This is a genomic window from Peptoclostridium litorale DSM 5388 (genome assembly GCF_900141635.1).
GTDB classification, from domain to species: domain Bacteria; phylum Bacillota; class Clostridia; order Peptostreptococcales; family Peptostreptococcaceae; genus Peptoclostridium; species Peptoclostridium litorale.
On sequence record NZ_FSRH01000011.1, the window covers coordinates 81,142 to 93,414 of the forward strand.

Annotated in this window: 12 protein-coding genes; 8 read left to right on the forward strand and 4 right to left on the reverse strand. The window is 43.0% G+C overall.

The window, feature by feature from the left end; all coding sequences use genetic code 11:
• Positions 1-142: 142 nt before the first annotated feature.
• The 5 genes from BUQ87_RS10850 to BUQ87_RS10870 all read left to right on the forward strand — a co-directional run bounded on the left by BUQ87_RS10850 (position 143) and on the right by BUQ87_RS10870 (position 5,812).
• A complete protein-coding gene (locus BUQ87_RS10850) occupies positions 143-979 on the forward strand; it encodes a carbon-nitrogen hydrolase family protein (RefSeq protein ID WP_038264285.1) in 837 nt (278 codons plus the stop codon).
• 209 nt (positions 980-1,188) lie between these two features.
• Positions 1,189-1,752, forward strand: coding sequence for a nitroreductase family protein (locus BUQ87_RS10855; protein ID WP_038264282.1), 564 nt, complete (start codon positions 1,189-1,191; stop codon positions 1,750-1,752).
• A gap of 152 nt (positions 1,753-1,904) precedes the next feature.
• Positions 1,905-2,468: a hypothetical protein gene (locus BUQ87_RS10860; RefSeq protein WP_038264279.1), complete on the forward strand. Its 564-nt coding sequence runs from the start codon at positions 1,905-1,907 to the stop codon at positions 2,466-2,468.
• Positions 2,469-2,739: 271 nt separating this feature from the next.
• Positions 2,740-4,185: a rhodanese-like domain-containing protein gene (locus BUQ87_RS10865; protein ID WP_038264276.1), complete on the forward strand. Its 1,446-nt coding sequence runs from the start codon at positions 2,740-2,742 to the stop codon at positions 4,183-4,185.
• A gap of 268 nt (positions 4,186-4,453) precedes the next feature.
• Positions 4,454-5,812 (forward strand): MATE family efflux transporter, encoded by a 1,359-nt coding sequence (locus BUQ87_RS10870; protein WP_038264273.1) that lies wholly within the window; start codon positions 4,454-4,456, stop codon positions 5,810-5,812.
• 177 nt (positions 5,813-5,989) lie between these two features.
• On the opposite strand, the gene BUQ87_RS10875 is transcribed toward BUQ87_RS10870, so the two are convergent.
• Positions 5,990-6,247 carry a hypothetical protein gene (locus BUQ87_RS10875; protein WP_038264270.1) on the reverse strand — a complete coding sequence of 86 codons (258 nt, stop codon included), beginning with the start codon at positions 6,245-6,247 and terminating at the stop codon, positions 5,990-5,992.
• A 129-nt stretch (positions 6,248-6,376) separates the two neighbouring features.
• On the opposite strand from BUQ87_RS10875, the gene BUQ87_RS10880 reads away from it, so the two are divergent.
• The 3 genes from BUQ87_RS10880 to BUQ87_RS10890 all read left to right on the forward strand — a co-directional run bounded on the left by BUQ87_RS10880 (position 6,377) and on the right by BUQ87_RS10890 (position 9,142).
• Positions 6,377-6,979, forward strand: coding sequence for a hypothetical protein (locus BUQ87_RS10880; protein WP_052636084.1), 603 nt, complete (start codon positions 6,377-6,379; stop codon positions 6,977-6,979).
• 235 nt (positions 6,980-7,214) lie between these two features.
• The gene (locus BUQ87_RS10885) at positions 7,215-8,120 is read left to right on the forward strand and encodes a CPBP family intramembrane glutamic endopeptidase (RefSeq protein WP_052636083.1); all 906 of its coding nucleotides are present in this window, start codon (positions 7,215-7,217) and stop codon (positions 8,118-8,120) included.
• 116 nt (positions 8,121-8,236) lie between these two features.
• On the forward strand, positions 8,237-9,142 hold the full coding sequence (locus tag BUQ87_RS10890) for a helix-hairpin-helix domain-containing protein (RefSeq protein ID WP_038264267.1): 906 nt from the start codon (positions 8,237-8,239) through the stop codon (positions 9,140-9,142).
• 131 nt (positions 9,143-9,273) lie between these two features.
• On the opposite strand, the gene BUQ87_RS10895 is transcribed toward BUQ87_RS10890, so the two are convergent.
• From BUQ87_RS10895 to BUQ87_RS10905, 3 genes are all read right to left on the reverse strand, one after another.
• The gene (locus BUQ87_RS10895) at positions 9,274-10,068 is read right to left on the reverse strand and encodes a hypothetical protein (protein WP_038264265.1); all 795 of its coding nucleotides are present in this window, start codon (positions 10,066-10,068) and stop codon (positions 9,274-9,276) included.
• A gap of 234 nt (positions 10,069-10,302) precedes the next feature.
• Complete coding sequence (locus BUQ87_RS10900; protein ID WP_038264262.1) at positions 10,303-11,673, reverse strand: alanine/glycine:cation symporter family protein; 1,371 nt, start codon at positions 11,671-11,673, stop codon at positions 10,303-10,305.
• A 111-nt stretch (positions 11,674-11,784) separates the two neighbouring features.
• Entirely contained in the window at positions 11,785-12,177 is a 393-nt protein-coding gene (locus BUQ87_RS10905) for a stalk domain-containing protein (protein ID WP_052636082.1), read from the reverse strand.
• Positions 12,178-12,273: the final 96 nt, after the last annotated feature.

Consider the following 12,273-nt stretch of genomic DNA (forward strand, 5'->3'; position numbering starts at 1 on the left):
AATAGTAAATTTTTCTTTGAAAAAAAAGCGGATGCAAATGCAGACATAATATTGTAAAATAAATCTTATGAACACTTGATTTTACAAAGAGTTATAAAGACTCTCTCTTATAAAAGCAGGATATTGAAAGGTGGAATAATAGTTGAAACAAGGCGTGATTAGGGTTGCTGGGATACAGTGCCATTCGCTTACAGACAGGGATTTGAATGCTTCACAGGCAAGAATGTATATATCAAACAATGCAAAAAATTCAGATCTCATAGTGTTTCCAGAGCTTTATTCAAGCGGATACATAATGGAGGAAGACTACCTTGCAAAGGCCGCAGAGCCTGTCCAGGGAGAATTCATACAGCAGATAAGGGAATGTGCAAAAGAAAATGACACAGCTGTCATAATGCCGTTTTTGGAATGGGACATGGGGCAGCTTTACAACAGCGTTGCAGTAATAGATTCGTCAGGGGATATAGTGGGAATAAAGAGAAAGAGCATAAACTGGAAGAGCGAACTGGGATTTATACAGGAAGCACCGGTTTTGGACAATTTTGAAGTCTATGAGGTGGGAGGATTTAAAATAGGGCTTCTGCTATGCTACGAGGCGTCATTCCCGGAACTTTCGAGGGCTTTGGCAAACAAGGGAGCGGACATTATAGTCGTCATGGCGTTTTGGGGTGAATGGGCGCTTACCCACTGGCAGACACAGCTCAGCGCAAGGGCGATAGACAACAACGTATATGTCGTGGGAGTCAACGGGCTGATGGACGATATAACATGCGGAAACTCCATGATAATATCTCCAAACGGAAATGTAATGGATGTCGCATTGAAGGTGGCGGGAACTGTAAATGCTACGCTTTGCAAAAAGGAGCTTGAAGCGGCAAGGAAAACAGTGCCCTATTATTCGGACTATATGGAGTATATATCGAAAATTCAGGGAAGGCTGCTTGGCTATGAGGGCGATGACATAGGCGAAATAGTCTGAAATTCGGAATGCTCATCAAAAGAGGAACTGTTGGCCCAGTATGCACATGATATTGCATATTTGCCTAATGTACACATGCGAATTAGGCCATAAAATGGCAGCGGTGAAGCGGTATCGATTGCAGGGGCTGCATCCGTTACATTTGCTTTATTTGGAAAACATAGTTGTGCATGATATAATGAATATATAAACAATTTGGAGGTGACAGCATGAACAGCGTAATAGAAACTATAAAAAACAGAAGGTCAATTAGAAAATACATGCCGGACCAGCTGAAGGAAGATGAGATAAACGCAATAATAGAGGCGGGCTTATACGCCCCAAGCGCCCATAACGATCAGCCGTGGCATTTTACAGTCATACAGGACAAGGAGCTTATGAGGCAGATAAGCATTGACTCCAAAGAGGCGGTCAAAAAGGTTTCTAAAAATGCAACCCTGCAGAAAATGGCTTCAAACGAGGAGCTTGACATATTTTACGGGGCACCTACCATAATAGTGGTGTCAGGCGAGGAAAAGGCCATGATGCCGACTATTGACTGCGCGGCAGCCACTCAAAATATGCTTTTAGCTGCAGAGTCGCTGGGCATAGGAAGCTGCTGGAACGGACTGGCTGCATTCCTGTTTCAGGGCGAAGGCGGCGATGAATATGCCAAGAAGCTAGGTCTGTCACAAGGGTATCAGCCTTATTACGCAGTGGCCCTTGGTTACAAGGTGTCGGATGTTAGAAGAGCCCTTCCGAGAAGAGAGGGTACAGTTAGTTATATAAGATAGGAACATAAACAAAATAGCATAGAACAAAGCCGCCCAGGGTAGAAAAGGGCGGTTTTATATTGCAGGATAGAGACTGGCGGTTGGGGGCAGATACGTCATGAATTCAAATTGAATTGAAAAATGTATAAATACTAAAGAGATGGAGACGGACCATGAAAAAAAAGAATTATTTTATAGGGGCGGTTTTTTTAATAGGGCTTTTGCTTAACATAGGGACTGAACTGGGAAAGATATACTGGGCTTTGCCGCAGATCATATCTTCCAACATAGTGGGCACGGTCATAATGGGAGCTGTGGGCGGCCCACTATGGGGAGGAATAGGGGCGTCAGCTTCAAACCAGATTCTGGCGAATACTGGAATGGGAAATCCAGAAATGAACATATTTTTTATTGTAAAAATGCTGGAGGGAATAGTTGTAGGGTTCTTGGGCAGAATCAGAAAATTTGATATGATAACTGCACTTTTATGTGCTGCTGTACTGGCCTTAATAGTGCCATTTGCAGGAAGTGTACTGGCGGCATATAAGTTCAGTAATGAGGAGGGAGAAGGTCTGGCCTATGTTGCAGGAGTGATTTCATCCGGAGGAGCTAAATATGTGGACATGCTAGGCGGAAGATTCATACAGCTGTTTTCAAATTATGGCTTTTCATGTATGGTTGCACTGCCGGTTGTGAAAATGATAAACAAGCTTTTAGAGGATAAGCAACCCTTATAACTACGAATAGTCACAATACATAAAAGCATAGCTACTGGAAAAATAAATATAAGAAAAAATTATAGAAAAATTATGGTGCATAGAAATGTCCTATAATATTGCGTTAAACTTGAATAGTCAGGCATATAAGAATATAATAGTTGGTATCCGTGGATTAAAATGTAAAATATGTTTGCACATGTGCGCCGTTACATATATTTGTATTGGAATAATAAGGGCATACGGAATTGACAGTTTATGAGGCATAAAAAGACGGAAAAGGGTGAAATACATGAAAAAGTTTGTTATGGCTATGATATTTGCAGCCATGGTATTTGCTATGGCTGCATGCAGCACTTCTGAAGAGGTAAAGGAAGAAAGCAGTGTAGTACTTGAAAAGACTATGGTGAGCGTTGAAGATGCAAAGAGCATGATTGAAGACGAGAAAAATCTCTTTGTCGACCTAAGGGCTGAAGCTGAGTATATAGGATGGCCTGTGGTAGCCCAAAGAGGCGGACACATAAAAGGTGCAATGGATTTTCCAAAGGACTGGTTCTCAATTCTTGGTGACGACAATGAGCTTAGAACTGAGCTTGAAAGAAGGAATATAACTTCTGACAAGAAGATAGTCCTTTATGACAGGGATTCAAATGTAAGCGACGACGTTGTATCAAGGCTCACAAGTCTTGGATATGAAAATGTATCCGTGCTTGAAGGCGGAGCAAATGAATGGGCTGAAGATGAAAACCTTCCCATGGACAGCATGGCAAACTACGAGCTGCTTGTATATCCTCAGTGGGTTCAAGATCTTGTGGACGGCAAAAATCCTGATACATACGACGGAAGACCTTATAAAGTGGTCGAGCTTAGCTTTGGAAAAGACGAAGCCAATTACGAAAAGGGACATATAAAGGGCGCAATCCATATAGATGACAGCCTTAACCACGTTCCTGGTTCAAGGGTTTTGGCTGACTATGAATTCATACCGCAGGAAGAAAAAGAGAAGTTCTGGAACAGGCCAAGCGACCAGAAGATAGAGGAAATTCTCCTGGGCATGGGAATAACAAAGGACACTCTTGTAGTGCTTTACGGACCTAACACCACTGCAGTTTCAAGATGTGCAGCCGTTATGATGTATGCAGGAGTTGAAGACGTAAGGATACTAAACGGTGGAATAGAAAGATGGAATATGGACAACATGACTCTTGAAGAAGGTACGGTGAAACCTGAGCCTGCATCCGATTTTGGAACTAAAGTTCCGGCAAGGCCAGACGTGCTTATAGATTTTGACCAAGAGATGAAAATAGTAAAAGACCCAAATAGTGTTGTGGCTTCGATAAGAAGCTGGCCTGAATACATTTGCGAAGTGAGCGGATATACATATATAGGAGAGGCTGGAGATATTGCAAATTCAAGATTTGGATATGCAGGATCAGACCCTTACCATATGGAAGACTACAGAAATGTGGACAACACAATGTTCAACTACCACATTATGGCAGACAGATGGATTGACTGGGGAATAGTGCCTGATAAGAAGATATCATTCCACTGCGGAACAGGCTGGAGAGCAAGTGAGACGTACATGTATGCAAAGGCAATGGGATGGGAAGGCATATGCGTATATGACGGCGGATGGTACGAGTGGCACCTCAAGAGCGATACTCCAAGAAAGGAAAAGGGAGTTCCGGAGGATGCGCCTGGCTTGCCTGCGGATTCGACTGGATACAAAGAGTAACACGGAATACAGAATAAAAGAACTTCCATATTAATAATTTAAAGCTGACCCTTCTGAATATAATGTCCAGAAGGGTCAGCTTGTTTTTACAAAATACCAAAAAGCTATTGAAATGAAAATGGACTTGTGCTAGAATTAGAAATCGAAAAGGTATAAATCATATAAAGCGAGCAGTGAAGGCAAATCACTTTAATCTTTCCTAGGTTGAAGTGATTTTTTTGTTTGGCTTTAAAAATTTTGGAATAAATTCAATAAAACGGAGGAAATTATGGAGAGGAAAAAATTCTACAAGAGGCTGCTTTTAATAGCGATCCCCATAATGATACAGTACTTCATAAGCATTTCTGTAAACCTTATGGACAGCTTCATGGTGGGAAAACTTGGAGAAAGTTCGGTCGCGGCGCTGGGAATAGCGAACCAGTACTTTTTCATATTCAACCTGATACTCCTGGGAGTCAATTCAGGATGCGGGGTTTTGATCTCCCAGTTTTGGGGAAGCAAGGATGTGCGAAACATCAAAAAAGTGCTTGGGATTGCGCTTGTGAGCGGAGTAGCGGCAAGCATACTGTTTGTGCTTGGGGGTATGCTGCTTACTGGAAACATAATAGAGATATTCACAATCGACCAGTCTGTAAAGGGAATAGGCGTATTATATCTTAGGACGGTCTGCCTGAGCTATGTATTCATGGCCGTCTCCATGGCATTTGGGTTTGCAAGCAGGGGAGTCGAAAAGACCGTACTTCCGATGGTATCGAGTGCCATTGCCCTTGTGTTCAACATAGTGTTCAACTATGCTTTCATATTCGGTAAATTCGGATTCCCCCAAATGGGAGTCGTAGGGGCCGCATATGCGACGCTCATTGCAAGGGCAGTTGAAATGACGGTGATAGTCTCGTCTATATACCTGAAAGACCACATAATAAAATCAAGCATTAAAGAGATGACGGGATTCGACCTCGAATTCCTGAAAAGGGCTCTTAAGACGGCAGTTCCGGTAATAGTGAATGATTTGTGCTGGGGAATAGGAATGACAATGTACTCTGTGGTATACGGAAGGCTTGGAACCGAATCCATAGCGGCAGTTCAAATATGCATGTCGGTACAGAACGTGTTCATGACTGTGCTGTTTGCAGTTGCAAACGCATCCAGCGTAATGGTCGGAAAAGAAGTCGGAAGAGGGGAATATGAAAGGGCGAAATACTACGCCTCAAACTTCGTGAAAATGTCTATTGCAATGTCGCTTGTCATGGGGGCAATGCTGTATGCAAGCACGCCCACGATACTTTCAATATACAATGTTTCAAGCAAAGTGATGCACATGACGAGATACATGATGTATGTGAGTGCATTTGCAATGCCGCTTAAATTCATAAATACGCTTTTGATAGTCGGGATAATGAGAGGCGGCGGAGATGCCAAGACGGCCCTTGCAATAGAACTTGTGACAATGTGGCTTATAGGTGTTCCGATATGCTTTATAACTGCATTTGTACTCCACATGAATGCGGAGCACGTATACGCGCTTGTGCTTGCAGAAGAACTTGTCAGGGTTTTCGTATGCATGAAAAGGTACAACTCCGGAAACTGGATAAACAATGTGACTAGTGAAATGAAAAGGGCGGCGTAAGGCGAAAACAATGTGACGGGTGAAATTTAGAATTGCCAAGTTATATATAACAAGCCTCTTGATAAGAGTGGATATTGTTTTGAAGCTATGGAATCAATTGAAAAGCCAACATATATGAGAATATATTTCTTCATATGTGTTGGCTTTTTAGCGTCTTAAATGCTGCTGCACTGAATATTAGTCCATGAATATCCCTATGAATATGTTAAGTAGTATAAGCCCTGCGAAAAGCGATGCAAGCCCCATGAGTATAGTCTGAATTGGAGTATGAAGTATGAAATAGGCGTATGCGCATATCGTTGTAATGACTATGGCCGCCCCCGACTGGAACTTCCACGAGCTGAAGAAAGAGGGCTTTTCAGGGGGCTTTCTTGCAAATAGAGGGTCAACATTATTGCCGTTTTTACCACTGTTTTTTTTGTCTTTTGAGTTCATTTTTTCACCATCCGTAAATTTTTAGTATATATACAATTGTACATTTAAATCATGAAAAGGACAACAGCATAGCGGACTCATGTGTGATACAATAAACAAAGCACATAAAATAGAAAGGGGGATATAATTTTGAAAAAGAGTAAAATTTTAGTTGTTGCTATTATAATACTGGCCCTGGCTGCGGCTACAGGATGCGGCAAAGAAGGCGGCGTAAAAGGCAAAACTGAAGTTTTAATAAAGCCTTCCACTCTTTTTGAAGGAGACCTCAAGGCCCTTGAGCCTCACCTTGAAATTAGCGGGGGCTGCGTGGAGGTTGAGTACAGCGGAGACAAAAAGAGCATGAAATGCAGCTATGAAATATGGAAGGAAGGAAAGCTCGAGGAGTCGGGAGGTGGAACTTGGATTCCTGTTGAAAAGGGCTTCAAGGCAAATGTGAGCACATCCCTTCAGGGAATGTATCTCGACAACATGGAGACCTCGCCTTACATGATAAGGACTATAGCCGTTGGCGATGACTCGGGATATTCAAGTTCCAAGGGATACATAGAGAGGTTCGACAGCTCGTACGCCTGGGGGGACGTGAAGCTGAACGAGGATTTAGAGGGCCCTGATGATAGGGAATATGCAGTATGGGGGCTTACAGCCGGAGACGAGATGAGAACAGGAGGCATAGAGGAATCTGTCAAGGGATCTTCGTGGGGATACATGCTTAAAATTTCATTTGAAGACTAAAAATAGATAGGCAATCGGAGCTGTTGATAAAGCGCTCCGGCTGTCTATTTTTAGTTTGAGCCAAAAACCATATAGGCATTACTGCAATAATGGGTATATAGTTTCTATATTTCATATGAGTTTTGTACCACTCGACTACAATTAAAGAGTGAATTCAATATTTAAAAGTCAATGCTCAACTGTGGCGGATGCACAAGCATTTGACTACTAATAATGACAGTGGGGAGGGCTGGATATGATTGATTCAAAAAAGGTATCCATTTTCATGGCGATTACGTTTTTGATTGACTGGGGAATGGCCTTGCTATTTTACACGGGTGGATGGGACCTGGCAGGAGTTGGTGGAATCGCATTCGGGGTGGGATACATGCTTGTCCCGGGCACTGTGGCTATATTTGTTCGAAAATTCATTTACAAGGAAAAAATAAAAGAAGCTTTTGGAATTTCATTTAGAATAAACAGATGGTTTTTCATAGGGTGGATCGCTCCGGCTGCATTTGCGTTTTTGACACTGGGGATTTCAATATTGATTCCTGGCGTGGAGTACTCTCCAAATATGGAAGGGATGTTTGAACGGTTCAAAGACGTGCTTACGCCTGAGCAGACAATGCAGATGAAGGAGCAGATTGATCTAATGCCTGTACACCCCATATGGATGGCGCTAGTTCAGGGGCTGCTGGCTGGCGTTACAATAAATGCTGTTGCGGCGTTTGGGGAAGAACTTGGCTGGAGGGGATTTTTGCTGGAGGAATTCAAGAGCATGGGCTTTTGGAAGGCCTCGCTGGCAATAGGGTTCATATGGGGGGTCTGGCATGCGCCTTTGATACTGCAGGGCCATAACTACCCCCAGCATCCAAAAGTGGGCGTAATTATGATGATAGCATTTTGCATGCTTTTCACCCCGCTACTCAATTATATAAGGATTAAATCAAAATCAGTCATTGCGGTTTCGATAGCCCATGGAACACTTAATGGCGTATATGGGATATCGATAATGCTCATTATAGGAGGCAATGATCTACTGGTAGGCATTACAGGAATTGCAGGGTTTGCTGCTTTGGCAGCGATAAACACAATTCTGCTAATATATGACAGGTACCTGGAAAAGGAGCCCGTGATGTCTAATTGGCCCAAGCCGTAGTGCATTCATTTGATTTTAATGGCCGTTTGCGGGTGCACAAAACCAGAAACAGTGCGCAATATAAATGGCAAAAGGATTTAGCATCAATTGAGACTTCAATTTGCGAGGTGTGTGACATGGTAAACAATATTTATATAGCCAAAATTTTTAACGAGTATGCCGACCTTATCGAAATTGAAGGGGCGAACAGGTTTCACGTGAATGCCTACAGGAATGCGGCCTACAACATTTTGAACCTTCCCAAGAGCGTTGAAGACATGATCAGGGAGGGGAGGGATCTGACTGAGATTCCGGGAATAGGCAAGGAACTGGCTGAAAAGATATCTAAAATCGTAGAAACTGGAAGCTTTCCGAAGTTTGAAGAGCTTACGGGCAGAATGCCTCTAGAGCTTATTGAAATTACAAAGATAAGGGGGTTGGGCCCAATGAGAACGGCTTCCCTTTATAAGGAGCTGGGCATAAAAAGCATTAAAGAACTCGAAAAAGCGGCCGCGGAGGCGAGAATCAGAAGCCTCAGGGGATTTGACTCCAAACTGGGGCAGGCCATAATTGAAGGGATAAAGCAAAGGGAAGTAGCAAAGAAGAGGTTCAAGCTTTCGCTAGCGCAGAGCATTGCACAGCCGCTTGTGGAATATCTGAAGGCGTGTGAAGGGGTAAAGGAAGAGGAGATAGCGGGAAGCTACAGGAGGGGCAGGGAGACTGTAGGGGATTTGGACATAAGGGCTGTGCCCCAAGTGAGCTATGGAGCTGCGCTTTGCTATTTTACAGGCTCGAAGGAGCACAATGTGGCTTTGAGGCAGCTGGCACTTGAAAAAGGGTATGAGTATCTGGCTGTTTCCGATCACTCTAAACGATTGACTGTGGCCAGGGGGCTCAATATTGAAAGGCTTGCCCGCCAGATTGGAGAGATTGACATTCTAAATGAGAAGCTGGATGGCATTGTGCTGCTAAAAAGCATAGAGGTGGACATCAATACTCGCTCATCCCACAGGGAGAATGGTAAACATGAGGGAGCCCTATGATGTGGATATGGAGCGCATAATTAAAGGGGCCAAAGATGCGGGATGCTAGATTTTAAACATATTATAAAAAAAGAGAAACCATTTTATTTAGAGTTTTTAAAGCGGTTTCTTATTTTGTAGTCTGTTATTACTTATTTGACCGCCTTTTTCTTATAGGCTTCTGTAGTTGATTGCAACCACTTTTTAAATTCTGTAGAGGTTGTTTGCTCTTTTTTGTATAACTGGGACTCGATATCTTTTATTTTAAGCATTAGCATATCGAATGAGCCTTCAACTATGCATTCGTTTATGCATGCGCCTAACGGTTTTTTTATATCTCCATCGAGATAGCCATGGCCTTTTTCTATGAAAAAATTTTCGATATCTTTTTTAATATCATGGAAAAACTCATCTGTGTAGCCGTTTGGAATAAAGTCCATTGGAGAATCCCATACTATCCAGCAATGGGCATATGCTTTACCTTCTTGAATTCTAACTACTCCAGAAGTGCTATCTTCTTCGGGAAAAGTGTAGACTTCTACCGGCGGTCCTGCGCCCTCAAAGGCCGCTTGCATAGCTTTATAGACTTTTGTTTCGCCGATGTCACTCCAGTAGACTTTAGCCTCAAACCACAGTCCGTGTTTGAAGTCTATGTCAAACGATAGTTCGCTGTCCCACCTTTTAGCAGATAGCTCGAAAAAGTCTTCTCCTTTTGAGGCTACTGTATAGTCGTTATCTTTTACGACATCCAATATGTAGTCCATAGCCTCGTTTAGAGGTTTGCCTGGCTTAAAGTGCTTCGAGTTTTCCGGCAGATCGTCATACCTGACGCCGTACATATCGTCCAGAAGTTCAATATCCCCATCTTCGAGAACAAGTTTCCAGCCATGCTCCCCCTTTTCAAGCTTGATTATTGCTTTCAAAAGTTTAGATTCATTCTTTCCCATTAATAATTCCCTCCTGAAGTTATGAATTGATATTAAATGCAAGCTCTATCGAGAGTTCGTGCTTAAACTGATATATGTGACTTTATCATATCATAGACTATAACTGTTGCTGAACCTTTTCGCACAATCGCCTTTAGCGTATATGTATTATTCGTCTTAAAAACAGCCAAAAGAATACCCTCTCCAGGAAATAAGCACTGCAGAGGGTATTCTTTTTATTATACGAGGGGTAATTTAATTATCAGCCTTTGTAGCGAAAAATTCTTTGGTGAGCTTTATTACAACTCCGCTGAGTCCAAGAAGACCTATAAGGTTAGGAATTGCCATGAGGCCGTTTAGGGTGTCTGCAACTATCCATATGATTTCAAGGCCTCCTATGGCTCCAACCACTATGAAAAGTATCCATGCGACTCTGTAAAATGTTATTATATTTGTACCAAATGCAAACTCAGCACACCGTTCTCCGTAGAAAGCCCAGCCTAGTATTGTGGAGAATGCAAACAGGAGTATTCCTACAGAAACTATATATCCCCCTATTACAGGGATTCCCATGTCGAATGCCTTGGAGGTCAATGCGGCACCAGTATACATCTTGTTTGTTATAGGGTCTATTAGCTTCCATGCGCCCGAGTTTATAACCGCAAAGGCGGTCAAAGAACAGATTACTATAGTGTCTGCGAACACTTCGAAAATTCCCCAAAGCGCCTGGCGAACGGGGTGGTCAGTAGTTGCTGTGGCATGTGCTATAGGAGCAGATCCTAGTCCTGCCTCGTTTGAGAATATACCCCTGGCAACCCCGAACCTCATGGCAGTGGCGATTGTCGAACCTGCAAATCCACCAAATGCCGCAGTGCCCGTGAAGGCGTTGCTGAAAATAAGGGATATGGTATCGGGGAAATCGGATATGTTTATGAATATCACGACAAGTGCACCTATTATATAAAAAGTCGCCATGATTGGAACGAGCTTTTCAGTAACGAGAGCTATTCTCTTTATGCCGCCAAGTATGACTGCACCTGCGGTGATGGCCAGAATTATTCCGGTTATGAGCTTGTTTGCTCCAAATGTCGTTTCAAGAGCGGCTGCGACTGAGTTCGCCTGGACCATGTTTCCTATTCCGAAGGCTGCCAGTGCTCCAAGCAGAGAAAATACAACTGCAAGCCATTTAAAGCCCAGACCCTTTTCGATGTAGTACATAGGCCCGCCCAGATACCTGTCGTCGGGAGTCTTTTCCCTGTACATTATGCTCAGAACTATCTCTCCGAATTTCGTGGTCATTCCAAACAGAGCTGAAACCCACATCCAAAATATAGCGCCCGGTCCGCCAAGCGCTATAGCAGTCGCAACCCCTGCGATATTTCCAGTACCGACTGTCGATGCGAGCGCCGTTGTGAGCGCCTGGAAAGGAGTTATCTCACCCTCGCCCGCCTGCTCTTTTTTAAATATTTTAAAAAGAGTATTTTTAAGTATATATCCGAATTTGAATATGGAGAGGAATCTAGTCCTTATGCTCAGATATATGCCTGTGCCAAGAAGAAGTACCAGCATTGGAGGTCCCCAGACTATCCGGTTTATAACGTCGTTTATTTCAAGCAGCATGTTCATAAATTTCCCCCTTCAATATATATTTGCATTTTGCATTAGATAAAGCCCCCGCTCGTAAAGCGGGGGCTTTTGGATTAACCATACATTCCAGGTATAGGCACTTGCCCCTGCTTATGCCTTTAGTTTTTTAATGGCCCTTTTGACTATTACAATATATGTTATTAATCCTCCGACGATCACTCCGAGCATGGTCTGAATGAAGTCTGACATGTCGCTGAATAAGTTGTCAATTGAAACAGGGCTGTTTTTTACTGTGACAGTGCTTGTCTGCTCGTCCCACTCGACCTGCTTGCCAAGAGCCTCGGACAATTCCTTGACGGGCGCATACGTAGTTCCCTGGTATGTTATTATGTCGGATTCGAGCTTATTGCCGTTCACTTCGACATTTGCCGCATTAAATGCCACGTATATGCTCTGCCAGCTTATCTGGGCGAATGAAAAAGAAGCGCCTATTATCACAGCTGATAGAAATCCCATTACAAAGCCTTTAAAAGTTTTTTTCATGTGACCACCTCCAAAAGAGACATATTTGCAAAATCATAAATGAGCGCAGTGCTGTTAAATGGATTTGTTAAAGGAGATTATACCCAGAATTTAAAA